The organism is Pseudarthrobacter sp. DSP2-3-2b1 (genome assembly GCF_049895945.1).
In the GTDB taxonomy this organism is placed as follows: Bacteria; Actinomycetota; Actinomycetes; order Actinomycetales; family Micrococcaceae; genus Arthrobacter.
In genome coordinates this window covers 117,066-132,438 of sequence record NZ_JAFCTI010000014.1, presented here as the reverse complement: position 1 = coordinate 132,438, position 15,373 = coordinate 117,066, and the positions used below count along the sequence as shown (strand labels likewise).

Annotated in this window: 14 protein-coding genes; 5 read left to right on the top strand and 9 right to left on the bottom strand. The window is 65.7% G+C overall.

What is annotated here, in order from left to right; all coding sequences use genetic code 11:
- A partial coding sequence (locus ACP7AX_RS16415) for an HNH endonuclease signature motif containing protein (RefSeq protein ID WP_426227886.1) occupies positions 1-380 on the top strand: 380 nt, incomplete at its 5' end.
- Between the two features lie 219 nt (positions 381-599).
- Positions 600-1,601, top strand: coding sequence for a family 43 glycosylhydrolase (locus ACP7AX_RS16410; protein ID WP_426227884.1), 1,002 nt, complete (start codon positions 600-602; stop codon positions 1,599-1,601).
- 203 nt (positions 1,602-1,804) lie between these two features.
- Here ACP7AX_RS16410 and ACP7AX_RS16405 read toward each other — a convergent pair whose 3' ends face one another.
- Positions 1,805-3,094, bottom strand: coding sequence for an ammonium transporter (locus ACP7AX_RS16405; RefSeq protein WP_426227882.1), 1,290 nt, complete (start codon positions 3,092-3,094; stop codon positions 1,805-1,807).
- A gap of 248 nt (positions 3,095-3,342) precedes the next feature.
- The gene (locus tag ACP7AX_RS16400) at positions 3,343-4,056 is read right to left on the bottom strand and encodes a helix-turn-helix domain-containing protein (RefSeq protein ID WP_426227880.1); all 714 of its coding nucleotides are present in this window, start codon (positions 4,054-4,056) and stop codon (positions 3,343-3,345) included.
- A gap of 119 nt (positions 4,057-4,175) precedes the next feature.
- Between ACP7AX_RS16400 and ACP7AX_RS16395 the strand changes: the two genes are divergently transcribed.
- The gene (locus ACP7AX_RS16395) at positions 4,176-4,751 is read left to right on the top strand and encodes a dihydrofolate reductase family protein (RefSeq protein ID WP_131683212.1); all 576 of its coding nucleotides are present in this window, start codon (positions 4,176-4,178) and stop codon (positions 4,749-4,751) included.
- Between the two features lie 9 nt (positions 4,752-4,760).
- On the opposite strand, the gene ACP7AX_RS16390 is transcribed toward ACP7AX_RS16395, so the two are convergent.
- The 6 genes from ACP7AX_RS16390 to ACP7AX_RS16365 all read right to left on the bottom strand — a co-directional run bounded on the left by ACP7AX_RS16390 (position 4,761) and on the right by ACP7AX_RS16365 (position 11,982).
- Positions 4,761-6,014 (bottom strand): allantoate amidohydrolase, encoded by a 1,254-nt coding sequence (locus ACP7AX_RS16390; RefSeq protein WP_426227900.1) that lies wholly within the window; start codon positions 6,012-6,014, stop codon positions 4,761-4,763.
- 160 nt (positions 6,015-6,174) lie between these two features.
- On the bottom strand, positions 6,175-7,335 hold the full coding sequence (locus ACP7AX_RS16385) for an FAD-dependent oxidoreductase (RefSeq protein WP_426227877.1): 1,161 nt from the start codon (positions 7,333-7,335) through the stop codon (positions 6,175-6,177).
- A gap of 58 nt (positions 7,336-7,393) precedes the next feature.
- Positions 7,394-8,767 (bottom strand): FMN-binding glutamate synthase family protein, encoded by a 1,374-nt coding sequence (locus ACP7AX_RS16380; RefSeq protein WP_426227875.1) that lies wholly within the window; start codon positions 8,765-8,767, stop codon positions 7,394-7,396.
- 8 nt (positions 8,768-8,775) lie between these two features.
- Complete coding sequence (locus ACP7AX_RS16375; protein WP_426227873.1) at positions 8,776-9,552, bottom strand: protein glxC; 777 nt, start codon at positions 9,550-9,552, stop codon at positions 8,776-8,778.
- Positions 9,540-10,448, bottom strand: a complete 909-nt coding sequence (locus tag ACP7AX_RS16370; protein ID WP_131683215.1) for a glutamine amidotransferase — start codon at positions 10,446-10,448, stop codon at positions 9,540-9,542. The genes ACP7AX_RS16375 and ACP7AX_RS16370 overlap by 13 nt, the downstream gene beginning before the upstream one ends.
- 94 nt (positions 10,449-10,542) lie before the next feature.
- The gene (locus ACP7AX_RS16365; RefSeq protein ID WP_426227871.1) at positions 10,543-11,982 is read right to left on the bottom strand and encodes a type III glutamate--ammonia ligase; all 1,440 of its coding nucleotides are present in this window, start codon (positions 11,980-11,982) and stop codon (positions 10,543-10,545) included.
- 213 nt (positions 11,983-12,195) lie between these two features.
- Here ACP7AX_RS16365 and map point away from each other — a divergent pair, with 213 nt between their 5' ends.
- Positions 12,196-12,966: a type I methionyl aminopeptidase gene (gene map / locus ACP7AX_RS16360; protein ID WP_426227869.1), complete on the top strand. Its 771-nt coding sequence runs from the start codon at positions 12,196-12,198 to the stop codon at positions 12,964-12,966.
- Positions 12,967-12,997: 31 nt separating this feature from the next.
- On the opposite strand, the gene gdhA is transcribed toward map, so the two are convergent.
- Positions 12,998-14,335 carry an NADP-specific glutamate dehydrogenase gene (gene gdhA, locus ACP7AX_RS16355; protein ID WP_131683218.1) on the bottom strand — a complete coding sequence of 446 codons (1,338 nt, stop codon included), beginning with the start codon at positions 14,333-14,335 and terminating at the stop codon, positions 12,998-13,000.
- Between the two features lie 150 nt (positions 14,336-14,485).
- Here gdhA and ACP7AX_RS16350 point away from each other — a divergent pair, with 150 nt between their 5' ends.
- Positions 14,486-15,343, top strand: coding sequence for a prephenate dehydratase (locus tag ACP7AX_RS16350; protein ID WP_426227867.1), 858 nt, complete (start codon positions 14,486-14,488; stop codon positions 15,341-15,343).
- Positions 15,344-15,373: the final 30 nt, after the last annotated feature.

The following is a 15,373-nucleotide window of genomic DNA, read 5'->3' as shown; positions in this document are numbered from 1 at the left end:
TCCCTGGCTGCAGCAACCATTCCCTGGACAACGAAGCAGACCACCTGCTCGCCTGGGCCCACGGCGGAACCACCGGCGTCAGCAACCTTTCCCAGCCGTGTCCACGGCATCATCGGCTCAGGCACACCACCGGCTGGACACCCGCACCAGCTACTAAAGACCACCCACCAGGCTGGATCTCACCCACCGGCAGACACTACGCCACCGAAGAACCCGACTGGGAACCACCCCGGTTACCGGAAGTCCTCCTCCAGATGGTGCAGGGACAACCCAACGGACTCGAACGGCGCGAACACACGCCGTCCCAGGGAGAACGGCAAAAGCGCAGTCAGCCGGTGCAGGCAGGCCCGGACAGTAACGGAACGGCCAGAGCAGAGTGAGCACAAGGAGAGGCAGCCCGATCCGGAACGGCTCGACGAGTTGAACTGGAGCGGCTCGACGAGTTGAGCTGGATCGGCTCCACGAGTTGAGCTGGAGCGGCTCGACGAGTTGAACTGGACACTTTCATCTTGACCGGCTTGGAGCAGAGCGAATTAGCTGCGGGAAACCGATTTCTCGCTTATGCTGTACCGAAATCAGCTTTTTCATTGGAGACTCCCGTGCGCCACGAAACGAACGCCGACGCGCCTGCACTGACCGCCCTCAGCCCTGATGCCTTCAGGACGCCGTACCGTGATCCGGTCTGGGACGGCCCAACGGATCCGGTCCTGGTCCAGGATCACCTCCGTGGTGAGTGGGTACTCTTCTACACCCAGCGCCGGGCCACGACACCTGGCCTGACCGGCGTGGAGTGGGTGCACGGGACGGCAATTGGGGTTGCCCGCTCGTCTGACGGAGGCCTGAACTGGGCGTACCAGGGCACGCTCGACGGACTGGTCCCGCCCGGAACTGAACTGCCCGCTACCCTGTGGGCGCCCGACGTCGTGCGCTTGGGTGACCAGTGGATCATGTATCTGACAGTGCTCGGTGGGGTGCGGACTGACTGGACCGGAGATGCCTCCATCGTCCAGCTTGCCAGCCACGACCTCACCACCTGGGAGTACCTCGGCGCCGTCGAACTGGATTCGCCGAGAGTCATCGATGCTGCGGTAGCCCTGTGCGGCGACGGCCAGTACCGCCTCTGGTACAAGGACGAAACCCGCGGATCCAATACCTACAGCGCGGTCAGCAGCACACCGGCCGATCCGTCGTCGTGGGTCTTGGAAGGGCTTGTTATTCCCGGGCGGCCCCACGAGGGCCCCAAAGTCTTCCGGCTGGAGGGCTCGTACTGGATGATCGTTGACGAGTGGCGGGGTCAGGCCGTCTACCGCTCCCGCGATGCGGCCGGCGCCTGGGTCCGGCAGGAACACCGTGACGGGCTCATCCTCACCTCTCCTGAGACGTCCGACGGCGGCCCAGTGGTAGGCCGGCACGCGGACGTTGTCCCAATGGCAGCTTCGGCTGAGGGGAAGGATCGCGCTCTCGTTGTCTATTTCACGCACCCATTCTGGAACGGTGAGGACATCGAAGGGATGACCGCAGACCCCAAGACCCATCTCAGCCATGTCAGAGCCGCAGTGCTCGAAGTCCAGAACGGCAACCTGGTCTGCATCGACGGCTGAACGCCCCACTGGACCCACCCCTGCAGTCCCGCAGCACGACAAAGGGCCGAACCCCGGAACTATAAGCCAGCTGCTGCTGACACCGGTCCGCGGTTCGGCCCTCGGCCTGACTCGTACTTCGGGTAGTGCGGCGACCGCCTGCCCGGACTTCTGGGATTGCTAGAAGGATCTTCTTGGATTTGGTTCCAAGCGTGGTGGAGGTGTCAGGCGCGCTGCGGCGAACCCAGCTCCACGGGGTCTTCGTCGGTCAGGTAAGCGAGCTCCGAGTGGGCGGCGATGTCGATACCGCGCATCTCGTCTTCGGGCTTGATCCGCAGCCCGATGGTCTTGTCCAGGATCTTCGCCAGAATCCACGTGATGCCGAACGAGTAGGCAAGGACCGTGACTGTGGCCAGCGCCTGGACGCCCAGGAGTTCAATACCGCCGCCGTAGAACAGGCCGTTGACACCGTTGGGAGCCGCATCCGTTGCGAACAGGCCGATCAGCAGCGTGCCAAGGATGCCACCCACCAGGTGGACGCCGACGACGTCGAGCGAATCGTCGTAGCCGAGGCGGAACTTGAGTTCGATGGCCAGCGAGCACACGGCACCTGCGATGGCGCCGATAGCCAGTGCGCCGAGGGGGCTCACCGCACCACATGCGGGGGTGATCGCAACCAGGGCCGAGATCAGGCCGGACGCTGCACCCATGCTGGTCGCCGCGCCGTGACGGAGCCGCTCAACCAGGGCCCAGGCGAGAAGGCCTGCGGAGGCTGCAACTGCGGTGTTCAGGAAAACCACCGACGCCGACTGGCCTGCCGAGAGTGCGGAACCGGCGTTGAAGCCGAACCAGCCCACCCAGAGCAGCCCTGCGCCAACCAGGACCAGCGGACGGCTGTGGGGCTTGGTGTGTTCCATCTTGGGCCAGCCGGAACTCCTGCCCAGGACCAGTGCCAGTGCCAGTGCTGCGGCGCCCGCGTTCATGTGGACCGCGGTGCCACCGGCGAAGTCAATGGCCTTGATCCCGCTGGCGATCCAGCCGCCGGTAACGCTGCCGTCGGCCGAAGAGAAGGCGAACACCCAGTGCGCGATCGGGAAGTAGACGATCGTTGCCCAGATTCCGGCAAAGAGCATCCAGGCGCCGAACTTCATGCGCCCGGCTGCCGCTCCCGCAACCAGGGCTGTAGTGACACACGCGAAGAACAGTTGGAAGGCTGCGAAGAGGATGACCGGGATGGATGCTGCCTCGTCGGCGGCGAGAAGCTGACCCATGCCGGGGAATTCGGTGATGTCACCGATCAGCCCGAGGCCACCCACTGAATCTCCGAAAGCCATTGAGTAGCCGAAGAGCGCCCACAGGACGGCCACAAGGCTGGCGCCGCCGAAGCACATCATCATCATGTTGAGAATGCGACGCGACCCCACCATGCCCCCGTAGAACAGGGCCAGGGCGGGGATCATCATACAGACCAGTGCCGAGCTGGCCAGAATCCAAGCGACATTTCCCGAATCCATGGGAAACCCCTTTCGTGATGCGAAGAGAGAACGGAAATTGCCCGTCAGAGCCGCTCCGGAGGAGGGACGCGGAGTCAGTACCACGTTCATCGGAGGGCAGCTATTGCCGTCTGGTTCCATCTTCATCGCCGCGGTCACGCGGTGGGTTTCCGGCGCGTTAATTCAACGTTTCAGTCACTGGCAAGCGAGTTTCACCCGTCACTCCGGCGCACTGATGTGAGATCTCAAAGCCACGGTGACGCGCAGGTTTACTTGGCGGAGACGGCAAGGAACCGGATAGGCAGGTCCAACAGCTCCAACGGACCGTGCGGGCCTTCGCCGTCGAGCAGCAACGAGTCCCCTGCCTCCATTGCGTACTCGTAGGCACCGTGCCCGTAGATCATTTTGCCGGTGAGCATGTAAATGAACTCGGTGCCCGGGTGCTGGAACAGCGGGAAGACGTCGGAGGCGTCGGTGAGGGTGACCAACGTGGGTTCAAGCGCATCGGTGCGGCCCTTAAGCGTGCCCAGTACCCGGTACTCGTGGCCGTGCTGGGTGCCGCTTCGCACCGTAAGGCTGCCTTGGCCGCTTTTGGTGAAGGTGGCATCGCGGTCAGTGTCCGCGCCCCGGAACAAGGCCGTGACCGGAATCTTCAGGCCATCGGCCAGACGCTGCAGTGTGGTCAGGGAACAGGATGTGGTGGCCGTTTCGATCCGGGAGATCATGGCCTTGGAAAGACCCGTCCTGGCGGCCAGTTCTGCCGAAGACAAACCGCCGGCTGTGCGGTAGTGCCGGACCTGGGCGGCGATGACCTGTTCCAGTTTCCCGCTGGCCCCGGAATCGGGGGCGCTATCGCCGGCACCTGGAACGCTGGCCCCGGCACCCGGGACGCTGTCGCCCGCAACACCCTCCCCGGGAACGCCGTCCTCAACGTCAGCTGCGGAGCCGGTCGCGGGAGCCCCTTCCCGGGCGTAATTGGTCATAGGAGCCATCATAGGTGGCGCTTGAACGGTCACCACGACGCCCACGCTATCCATCGGCCGTAGCCAAACCCTTGGGCTTGTGCCAGAGTTTTAGTGGGCGCGCAGGGGAAGGAAATGCGATGCGGACCGTGACCTATGGTGCGGCGTGCAGCCTTGATGGGTTCATTGCCGGCAGTGACGGCGCCATCGACTGGATCCACTTCAGCCCGGACGTTGAAAAGTACATGATCGAGTACTGGTCCACCGTGGATGCCGTCCTTATGGGACGTAAAACGTGGGAATTCGCGGCCGCTCAGGGCATGGGCGGTGAACCCGGTACCGAACCAGGCTCAGAACCCGATTTCGGCAGCAACGAGGGCAGCGGAATTCCCGCAGTTGCCACTTACGTTTTCTCCCGCACTCTTTCCGAGGCCCCGCCCGGCACGGAGCTCGTCACCTCCGATGCTGTTGGATTCGTCAGCACGCTCAAACAGCAGCCAGGCAAGGGTATCTGCCTGATGGGCGGCGGCGAGCTCGCGGGCTCCCTGTTTGCCGCCGGCATCATCGACGAAGTCATCCTCAACGTGCATCCCGTTCTGCTGGGCTCGGGCGTTCCCTTCTTCCGCGATCTCCAGGGCCGGATTGGGCTGGTACTGAAAGATTCCCGCGAGCTAGACGGCGGGTGTGTGCTGATGGTCTACCGCGTGAGGAACTGAAGCCCGCGGTCACCCGATGACCCGTGCCTCCCCCAGCAGCCCCGCCAGCGAGTCCGCGAGCGCAACGGCACCCGCCTCGGCGTCCCAATCCTCCACCAGTTCATCGGGCGAGTGGGAGATGCCGGTGGGGTTCCGGATGAACAGCATGGCCGTGGGGATCTGCGAACTCAGCACACCGGCGTCGTGCCCTGCTCCGGTGTCCAGGACGGGCGCCTCCGGCAGCAGTTCCCGGAGCCGGTCCCGCAGCGAGGCGTCGAAATTCACGGTGGGGCTCAACGACTCCATGCTGAGGGTGGCGGTGCAGCCTTCCTCGGCCGCCATCACCTGGGCATTCAGGGAGATGGACTCCACCAGTGCGGCGGTCACCGAGTCGTCTGGGTGCCTGACATCGATCCACAGGTCCACCCGGGAAGCGATCACGTTGGTTCCGCCGGGCACGGGCTGAAGCCGGCCCACGGTGGCCCGCGCGTCGCGGTATTTCCGGGCCGTGTCGCGGATGCCCAGCATGACCTTCGCCGCGGCGATCATGGGGTCCTTCCGGTCCTTCATCAGGGTGGTGCCCGCGTGGTTTCCCTCGCCGGTGACCGTGAGCTTCCAGCGGCCGTGGCCCAGGATCGATGAACCGATGGCCACCGGCTGGTTCAGGTCGATCAGCCCCCTCCCCTGTTCCACATGCAGCTCCACGAACATGCCCAGCTGCGCCAACGCCTGGTAGTCAGCACCGATCAGCCGCGGGTCTTGGCCGTTCGCCGCGGCGACGTCCGCGAATGTGTTTCCGTCCGGGTCCTTGAGCCGCCGGGCCTTGTTGGGATCGAGTTCGCCGGTGAGCAGGCGCGACCCCAGGCAGGCCACGCCAAACCGGGAGCCTTCCTCTTCGGGGAATACAGCGATGGCCAGCGGCCGCCTGGGACGCAGCCCCCGGGCTTTGAGGAGGTCGACGGCGACCAGTGCAGAGGCGACCCCCAACGGCCCGTCGTACTCACCGCCGCCCGGCACGGAATCGAGATGGCTGCCAGTGACCACGGCGTCCTGCCTGGTGCCGGCAGCGGTGTCCCACCAGGCCCAGATGATGCCGTTGTGGTCGGTCTGGACGTCCAGCCCGCGGCGCGCGGCCTGCTCAATGAACCAGCTGCGCAGTTCCGTCTCGGCGCTGGAGAACACGGGCCGGGAGTAGCCGCCCCGGGTGCTGTCGCGGCCGACGTCGGCAATGTCCCTGAGCAGGCCGCTCACCGTTGCGGCGGCAGGCTCAGCCGCTGTTGGCACGGCGGAAGACGCTTGCGGTGCACCCTCCGGGGTCTGGCGGAAAGCGGAAGAAGTGGAGGCAGTCACGGGGGTCCGTTTCTAGAGCTGGGGCGTCGGGGTGCGCTGAGTTGTGGGGGCAAGGATCGCCAGAAGGCGGGAGAGATGGCGTGCTTGTGCGGAGTCAGCGGTTGCTTACCGCATGCGTCGCCGTGCGGAAACGCAGCGGGACGTCGGCTGCCCCGCTGGCCAGGTCCGCCGCCCACTGGCCGATCAGCGGAGCGAACTTTGCGCCATGGCCGGAGCAGGGCGAGAGGATGGTCAGGCCGTCCACCCGGTCAATGATGAAGTCCTCGGTGGGTGTGTTGGTGAAGAGGCAGGTGGTCTCGGCGTATGGCTCGGGGTCCAGGCCAGGGAGGAGCCGGCGGACGTAGTCCACCACCCGGCTGCGGTTGGCCGGGTCCACTTCGCCGGTCTGGTCAGCGGCGCTGGGAAGGAACTTGCCGCCGTTGTATTCGGCTACCTTCTGGCCGGCGAAGCCTGCGTCGCGCCCGCCCGGGAGGCCATAAACCTGGATGTCGCCGCGCTTGTTGATGAACGTGGGCCAGTTGGCGGCACTGTCTGGATCGCGGTAGCGGAAGTGGAAGGCCTGCTCCTGCCGCACGGTGATCTGCGGCAGCCCGGCGAGGAAACCTGCGGGCAGCGAGAGTTTCCCCAGCAGCTCCGGCAGCCAGCCGCCCGCGCTGATCACCACATGACCGGCGTCGAACGTCTCCCCCATGGTGGAGGTCAGGCGGTAGCCGGTTCCGGCGTGTTCCAGGCTGCGCCGTTCCACCGACCGCAGCGCCCATCCTGTCAGCAAGCGGGCACCGTGTTTCACCGCCTGGTCCACCATGGCGTTGACTGCCGTTTCGGCGTCGATCACCCCGGCGCCGGGGTGCCAGAGGACCTCGGTATCGAAAGCGAGGCCCGGCCAGCGCTCGCGGGCAGCGGCGGCGTCGAGCAGTTCGTGCTCGATGCCTTCGTCAGCCAGCACCGACGCCAGCAGCTGCGGATGGCGTTCCGCGCCGAAGTCCACAGCTCCGGAGGGAGTGATCAGCGCTGTGCCGGAGAGTGCTGCCAATCCGTCCCACAGACTCTTCGACTCCGCCACGGCGTGCGTGTAGAAATGGTCCGCGTAGGCGTAGCGGAAGATCCGCGCGGAGCCGTGCGAACTGGCATCGTGGCTGGCCGGAACGTTGCGTTCCAGAATGGCCACCTGGTGCCCGCGGGCCGCGAGCTGCCAGGCGGTGGCGGCACCGGCCAGGCCGGCGCCCACCACCACATAGTCTGAGGAATCTGTCATCACGGCTCCCTTATCAGGACGGGTACAAGTGCAGCTTGCGCGTGCTGCATGGCGTGCGCTACTTGGCGCCCGGTATCCAGCTGGTGCCGGCCAGCGGGACGCGGGCCATGGCGGACGCCTCGATGGTAAGCGCCACCAGGTCCTCGGGTTCGAGGTTGTGCAGATGCGACTTCCCACAGGCCCGGGCAATTGTCTGTGCTTCCATCGTAAGAACGCGGAGGTAGTTGGCCAAGCGGCGGCCGGCAGCTACCGGGTCCAGCCGGGAGGCGAGCTCCGGATCCTGGGTGGTGATGCCGGCGGGGTCGCGGCCGTCCTGGAAGTCGTCGTAGAAGCCGGCCGCGGAACCGAGGGCAGCGTATTCGGCGGCATACCGGGGATCGTTGTCGCCGAGCGCGATCAGGGCTGCGGTTCCGATGGCCACCGCGTCCGCGCCCAGGGCCATGGCCTTGGCGACGTCGGCGCCGGTGCGGATGCCACCCGAAACGATGAGCTGGACCTTGCGGTGGACGCCGAGTTCCTGGAGTGCCTGGACGGCCTGCGGGATGGCGGCCAGCGTTGGGATTCCGACGTTTTCTATGAACACCTGCTGCGTCGCCGCGGTACCGCCCTGCATGCCGTCCACCACCACAACGTCCGCACCGGACTTCACAGCGAGCGCGGTGTCGTAATACGGCCGGGAGGCGCCGATCTTGACGTAGATGGGGGTCTTCCAGTCGGTGATTTCGCGGAGTTCGCCGATCTTGATCTCGAGGTCGTCCGGGCCGGTCCAGTCCGGGTGCCGGCTGGCCGAGCGCTGGTCGATCCCGACCGGCAGGGTGCGCATTCCGGCCACGCGTTCGGTGATCTTCTGACCCAGCAGCATGCCGCCGCCGCCGGGCTTGGCGCCCTGGCCGAGCACGATCTCGATGGCGTCGGCCTTGCGGAGGTCGTCCGGGTTCATGCCGTAGCGGGAGGGCAGGTACTGGTACACCAGGTGCTTGGACTGGCCGCGCTCCTCCGGCGTCATGCCGCCGTCGCCCGTGGTGGTGGAGGTCCCCACCTCTGAGGCGCCGCGGCCCAGCGCCTCCTTGGCATTGGCGGACAGGGCGCCAAAGCTCATGCCGGCGATGGTCACCGGGGTCTTCAGGTGCAGGGGGCGGGTGGCGTGCCGGTCCCCGAGGACGACGTCGGTATCGCACTTTTCGCGGTAGCCCTCCAGCGGGTAGCGGGACATGGAGGCGCCGAGGAAAAGCAGGTCGTCGAAGTGCGGGACCTTGCGCTTGGCGCCCCAGCCGCGGATGTCATAGACGCCAGTTGCGGCGGCGCGCTGGATGTCGGCGATGGTGGCGCGGTCGAACGTGGCGGACTCACGCAGGCCGAGTTCAGCGACGTTCTGCGTGGGGAAGGCGGTGTCCTGCGCCGGAGCATTCTGGGGAACGGAGGTGATGGTCATGGTGGCTCCTAGTACGACGTCGAGTTGTGGACGCTGAAGTGGTAGAGGTTCCGGGCTGAGCCGTAGCGCTTGAAGTCGGCCGGGTTGTCGCTCCGCCCGGCGGCAGCGAGCAGCCCGGCGAGTTCGGCCAGGTGCTCTTCCTTCAGGGGCTTTTCGATGCAGTCGGCGCCGAGGGAAGCCACGGTGCCTTTGACGTAGATCCGGGCCTCGTAGATGGAGTCGCCCAGGGCCTCGCCGGCGTCGCCGCAGACCACCAGGCGTCCGGCCTGTGCCATGAACGCGGACATGTGGCCGATGTTGCCGCCCACCACAATGTCCACACCCTTCATGGAAATGCCGCAGCGGGCGCTGGCGTTGCCGTCGATGACCACCAGCCCGCCGTGGCCGGTGGCGGCAGCGGACTGGGAGGCGTCCCCCTTGACGTGGACGCGGCCGGACATGATGTTCTCGGCCAGCCCGACGCCGGCATTGCCGTTGACGGTCACTTCGCCTTTTTGGTGCATCCCGGCTGCGTAGTAGCCGGCGTGGCCTTCCACGGTCACCGAGACGTCCGCGTTGATACCCACCGCGAGACTGTGCTTGCCTTCGGGGTTGGTGACGGTCCAGGACTGGCCGTCAACGGCGTGGTGGAGTGCCTGGTTGAAGGCGCGGACGGGGCCGCCGGCCAGGTCAACAACGAAAGTTTCCTGAGGTGCCGCCGTGCTTGCAGGGCTGGTTTCGGGGCTGCTGGTTTCAGAACTGCTGGTTTCGGGGCTGCTGGTTTCGGGCGCTGTCAGAGTGACCATGTGTAGACCTTTCCGGGTTCCGGTTCAAAGATGCGGGCGTTTTCGATGCCGGGCAGGGCGGCCAGGGCACGGTATTCGGAAGCCATGGCCACGTAGTCGTCCGTTTCGGCGATGATGGCCGGCTTGCAGGCGATGGGGTCCCGGACCACGGCCATGCTGTCCGCGGTGGTCACCACCAGGGTGTAGAAACCGTCGAGGACCTTGCCCAGGTTGACCAGGGCTTCCTCGAGGGTGTCGCCCTGCTGCAGGCGGGAGGCCACGTAGCGGGCGCCTACTTCGGTGTCGTTTTCGGAGTCGAAGACCACACCTTCGCGCTTAAGATCGCGCCGGACAGTGGCGTGGTTGGAGAAGGAACCGTTGTGGACCAGGCAAAGATCGTCGGCAACGGAAAAGGGGTGCGAGCCGCCGGCCGTCACAGCGGATTCTGTGGCCATCCGGGTGTGGGACAGGCCTTGGCTTCCGGCCATCGTTTCGAGCCCGTGCTCGGCGGCGATCTCCATGGGGTGGCCGACGCTCTTCATGACCGCCACGTGCTCGCCGCGGCCAATGATAGTGGAGCCGGGAAGGGTTTCGCTGACCGCTTTCACCAGGAGATCAGTTCCGACGGCGGCGCTCACCAGGGTGGTGTCACCCACCACCCGGACCAGCGGAGCTGCGTCCGAAGGCAACATGCCGGATACTGCGCGCTGGATCTCTGCGACAGGCAGGCCCTGGTCCTTGCCCAGCAGGCTCAGGGTGGAGGTTCCTGCGGAGACCAGGCCCGGGGTGTCATAGACAGCCATGCCGGCGGAGTCCGGACCGCGGTCCACGATCTGGCACATCATCGCGGACAGGAGGCTGCCCATCTGGGGGTGCAGCAGGGGGTTGCGCAGCTGCAGCGCGGCGATTCCGCACATGTGGGGTTCCTTTTCTTGGTGGAGGTTCTTGGTGGAGCTGGTGTTTTGCTGTGGTGGAAGCTCGTGGGGGGAGGCCAGTCAGTTGGACGTTGCGTCAGACGGACGTCAGGTACGTGCGGATTTCCCACTCGCTGACCTGGTTGTGCCAGCTGAGGAACTCCTCTTCCTTGGCATCGGCGTAGTACCTGCCGATCTCCGCGTCGCCGCTGAGGCAGGCCAGGATCACCGGATCGCGCCGCAAAGCTTCGACCGCGTGCAGCAGGGTGGCCGGCAGGAGGTGGGCATCGGGCCTGGATTCGCCCGGGCCGGAGGGCGTCCCCGGATCAACGGCCCGTTCAACGCCGTCCAGGCCCGCTTCGATGGCGGTGGCGATGGCCAGGTAGGGGTTGGCCGAGCCGTCACCGGAGCGGAGCTCGATCCGCTTGTTATCCGGAACACGGATCATATGGGTCCGGTCGTTGCCGCCGAACGATGCCTTGCGAGGTGACCAGGTGGCACCTGAGGAACTGGTGGTGGCACCCGACCGCTTGTAGGAATTCACCGTGGGCGCCAGGAACGCCTGCAGCGCAGGCGCATGCTCAAGGATGCCGCCAATGAACGAGTAGGCGAGCTCGGACAGCCCAAGGCCGCGGCCGCCGTCGTCCGTTCCGGTTGTGCCGGCACTATTGGTGGCCGCACCGCTGACGCCCGCACCGCTGTCCCCCGCACCGGTGCCTGCCGGGAACAGCGCCTCGGCGCCGGACCACAGGGACAGGTGGAAGTGCAGGCCGGTGCCGGTCCTGTCCGTGAAGGGCTTGGGCATAAAGGTTGCGGTCATGCCGCGCTGTCCGGCGAGGATGTTCAGGATGTAGCGGAGGCTGACCACGCGGTCTGCGGTGGTAAGCGCGTCCGCGTAGTTGAAGTTCTGTTCGAACTGGCCGGCGGCGTCCTCATGGTCGTTGGCGTAGTTGCCCCAGCCCAGCGAGTTCATCGCCTCCGAGATGGAGGTGAGGTGGTCATACATCCGGGTGACACCGCGGGCGTCGTAGCAGGGGCGGGGCGAATCGTCGCGGGCATCCGCGGTGCTCAGCGTCCCGTCGTCGTTCCTGTTCACCAGGAAGTACTCAACCTCGGCGCCGATCTTGGCCTGCATGCCCTGTCCGGCCAAGCGGGCGAGCGTGTTCTTCAGGATGACCCGCGGGGCGTACGGCCAGGGCTTTCCGTCAACGTGCGGATCGCAGTGGATGATGGCCAGGCCTTCCTTGATGAAAGGCACGGGGGTGAAGGACGCGAGGTCCGGGACCGCGATCAGGTCGGAATCCTGGGGCTTCTGGCCAATCAGTCCGGCCGCGTAGCCCGCGAAGCCCATGGCCCCGGCCTCCAGTTCATCGGCGGCTTCAACGGGGACCAGCTTGGCGCAGGGCTTGCCGGTCATGTCCACGAAGGTGGCCAGCAGGAAGCGGACATCGTGGGCCTGTGCGATGTCCTTCAGCGAGATGTGGTCCGCCGGGGTTATGGATGGGGCGGATACAGCAGGGGTTGCGACACTTGTCATCGAAACATTCCTGTCCGGTCGGTGTTAGCTACTAGTAAACCTTGTTGCACCAGAGTAGCCAAACCACCGTTACGGGCGTTCTGCAGGAATGTAAACTTCTTGTTTCGGCCATGGCCCGGCCATGACGCACCTTAATGCCGGCCCACGCGGCATCGAGTGGAGGCCGCCATAATATGGCCGGTATAGATATTGCCCGTATGAGGGAGGCGCTGCATGATCGAGATCCTGAACCCCACCGAACTTGCCCGCGCAAAGGAAACAGGCGCCCTGGTGGCCAACATCCTGCAGACGTTGAAGGGCCGCAGCAAGGCGGGCACCAACCTCCTGGACATCGACCGGTGGGCCAAGGAGATGATCGTCGAGGCCGGGGCGGACTCCTGTTATGTGGATTACGCGCCATCCTTCGGACGCGGACCGTTCGGCCACTACATCTGCACGGCCGTGAACGACGCCGTGCTCCACGGACTGCCACACGACTACGCACTGGCCGACGGCGACCTGCTGACTCTCGATCTCGCCGTCGCCAAAGCTGGAATTGCCGCAGACTCCGCCATCAGCTTCATCGTGGGCGATTCAAAGCCGGCGGAGAGCGTGGCGTTGATCAGCACCACCGAACGCGCCTTGGCCGCAGGGATTGCGGCCGCCGGACCCGGAGCACGCATCGGCGACATCTCCTATGCCATCGGCGCCGTCCTCAGCGAAGCGGGGTATCCCATCAACACCGAGTTCGGCGGCCATGGCATCGGATCAACCATGCACCAGGACCCGCACGTTCCGAACACCGGGCGGCCTGGCCGTGGGTTCAAGCTGCGGCCGGGGCTGCTGCTGGCCCTGGAGCCGTGGGTCATGGTGGACACCGCCCAACTCGTCACGGATGCGGACGGGTGGACGCTCCGAAGCGCCACCGGATGCCGGACAGCCCACAGCGAGCACACGATTGCGATCACCAGCGACGGCGCCGAAATCCTCACCCTGCCCCGGTAGACCGGCGCGGCAGACCGGCACCGGCTGGGCCCTAGATCAGGCCCTGAGCGAGCATCGCGTCGGCCACTTTGACGAAACCGCCAATGTTGGCGCCGAGCACATAGTTTCCGGGCTCGCCGTATTCGTCAGCGGTGGCGGCGCAGCGGTGGTGGATCCCCACCATGATCTCCGTCAGGCGCTGTTCGGTGTGCTCGAAGGACCAGGAATCGCGGCTGGCGTTCTGCTGCATCTCCAGCGCCGAGGTGGCCACACCTCCCGCGTTGGCGGCTTTGCCGGGGCCGAACAGCACGCCGGCGTCCTGGAACACCGAAACCGCATCACGGGTGGAGGGCATGTTGGCGCCTTCGCCGACGGCGAGGAGGCCGTTGCGGACCAACCTCGCGGCAGCATCGCCGTCGAGCTCGTTCTGCGTGGCGCACGGCAGAGCCACGGTGGCGTCAACATCCCACACCGAGCCGGAATCCACATATGCGACGCCGGAACGGCGCAGGGAATAGTCCTTGAGGCGTCCGCGTTCGGTTTCCTTCACCTGGCGGAGAAGTTCGACGTCGATTCCAGCCTCATCCACGATGTAACCGGAAGAATCAGAACAGGCCACCACGGTGGCGCCGAGCGTCTGGGCCTTGGCGATGGCGTTGATGGCTACGTTGCCGGAGCCGGAGACCACCACGCGCTGGCCGTCGAAGGACGTTCCGCGGGTCTTGAGCATCTCTTCGGTGAAGATGACGGTGCCGAAGCCGGTGGCCTCGGGCCGGACCAGCGAGCCGCCCCAGGACATGCCTTTGCCGGTCAGGACACCGGATTCGTAGCGGTTGGTGATGCGCTTGTACTGGCCGAAGAGGTAGCCGATCTCGCGTCCGCCCACACCGATGTCACCGGCGGGAACGTCCGTGTATTCGCCGATGTGGCGGTACAGCTCGGTCATGAACGACTGGCAGAACCGCATCACTTCGGCGTCGCTGCGGCCGCGGGGGTCAAAGTCCGAGCCACCCTTGCCGCCGCCGATGGGCATGCCCGTCAGCGCGTTCTTGAAAATCTGCTCGAAGCCGAGGAACTTCACAATTCCGAGGTAGACGGAGGGGTGGAAGCGCAGGCCGCCCTTGTAGGGGCCAAGGGCTGAGTTGAATTCAACCCGGAAGCCGCGGTTGATCTGCACGCGGCCGGAGTCATCGGTCCATGGCACGCGGAAGATAATCTGCCGCTCAGGCTCGCACAGCCGCTCCAGGATGGCCGCTTCGAGGAACTCCGGGTGCCTGTCGTGGACGGGTCCAAGGCTCTCGAAAACCTCGGTCACTGCCTGGTGGAATTCAGCCTCGCCGGGGTTCCGCGCCAACACGGTATTCCGGATGGCTTCGAGCCGCGAGTCCACACTGTCTCCTCAAATTCCTTGAATATTCAACACGCCATGGTATCAACGATTATTAATGCCGGACTTCTTGTTGCCTGCCCCGCAGCGCAGCATGACGGGATAATCGCCGCCAATTGGGGGGATTGGGCGGGCCGTGAAACCATACGGACCATGGCCCAGAAGATTGCGTACCAGGGTGAGCCCGGCGCCAATTCCAATATCGCGTGCATGCAGATGTTCCCTGAGCTGGAAAGTGTTCCCTGCGCCAGCTTTGAGGACGCGTTCGAGCTGGTGTCCAGCGGCGAGGCGGAACTGGCGATGATCCCCATTGAGAACTCGATCGCCGGCCGGGTGGCGGACATCCACATCCTGCTGCCGCAGTCCCGGCTGCAGATCGTGGGCGAGTTCTTCCTGCCCATCCATTTCGACCTGCTGGGCATACCCGGCAGCACCATCGAGGCGGCCACCGAGGTCCACAGCCACATCCACGCGCTGGGCCAGTGCCGCCGGCTGATCCGCGAGCACGGCCTCAAGCCCGTCATCGCCGGCGACACCGCCGGATCAGCCCGGGAGGTGCGGGAGTGGAACGACCCCGCGAAACTCTCCCTCGCTCCCCCGCTGGCCGCCGAGATCTATGGCCTGGAGGTACTGGCTTCCCGGGTGGAGGACGACCCGTCGAACACCACCCGGTTTGTGGTCCTGGCGCCGGAGAAAGAGCTGCCCAGCAGGGATGAACTGGCCGGGCCGGCAGTGACCAGCTTCCTGTTCCGTGTCCGGAACGTCCCGTCTGCGCTGTTCAAGGCCCTCGGCGGGTTCGCCACCAACGGCGTGAACATGACACGGCTGGAAAGCTACATGGTGGGCAACGAGTTTGCCGCCACCATGTTCATGGCCGATGTGGAAGGCCACCCCGAGGACCTGGCGCTGAGCCTGGCCCTGGAGGAACTCGCGTTCTTCACCACGGAAGTACGGATCCTTGGTGTGTACTCCGCAGCCGATTACCGGCTGGGCCAGACTGTGCCCGCCTGACCGGCGCCACTGCCGTGAGGCACGGGCCCG

Bases quoted from the DNA above. Each gene is read 5' to 3' on its own strand.
- ACP7AX_RS16370 (WP_131683215.1), bottom strand. From the start codon at position 10,448: ATGTGCGGAATCGCCGCGCTGCAGCTGCGCAACCCCCTGCTGCACCCC.
- ACP7AX_RS16365 (WP_426227871.1), bottom strand. From the start codon at position 11,982: ATGACAAGTGTCGCAACCCCTGCTGTATCCGCCCCATCCATAACCCCG.
- ACP7AX_RS16385 (WP_426227877.1), bottom strand. From the start codon at position 7,335: ATGACAGATTCCTCAGACTATGTGGTGGTGGGCGCCGGCCTGGCCGGT.
- ACP7AX_RS16405 (WP_426227882.1), bottom strand. From the start codon at position 3,094: ATGGATTCGGGAAATGTCGCTTGGATTCTGGCCAGCTCGGCACTGGTC.
- ACP7AX_RS16400 (WP_426227880.1), bottom strand. From the start codon at position 4,056: ATGACCAATTACGCCCGGGAAGGGGCTCCCGCGACCGGCTCCGCAGCT.
- ACP7AX_RS16395 (WP_131683212.1), top strand. From the start codon at position 4,176: ATGCGGACCGTGACCTATGGTGCGGCGTGCAGCCTTGATGGGTTCATT.
- ACP7AX_RS16375 (WP_426227873.1), bottom strand. From the start codon at position 9,552: ATGGTCACTCTGACAGCGCCCGAAACCAGCAGCCCCGAAACCAGCAGT.
- ACP7AX_RS16380 (WP_426227875.1), bottom strand. From the start codon at position 8,767: ATGACCATCACCTCCGTTCCCCAGAATGCTCCGGCGCAGGACACCGCC.
- map (WP_426227869.1), top strand. From the start codon at position 12,196: ATGATCGAGATCCTGAACCCCACCGAACTTGCCCGCGCAAAGGAAACA.
- ACP7AX_RS16350 (WP_426227867.1), top strand. From the start codon at position 14,486: ATGGCCCAGAAGATTGCGTACCAGGGTGAGCCCGGCGCCAATTCCAAT.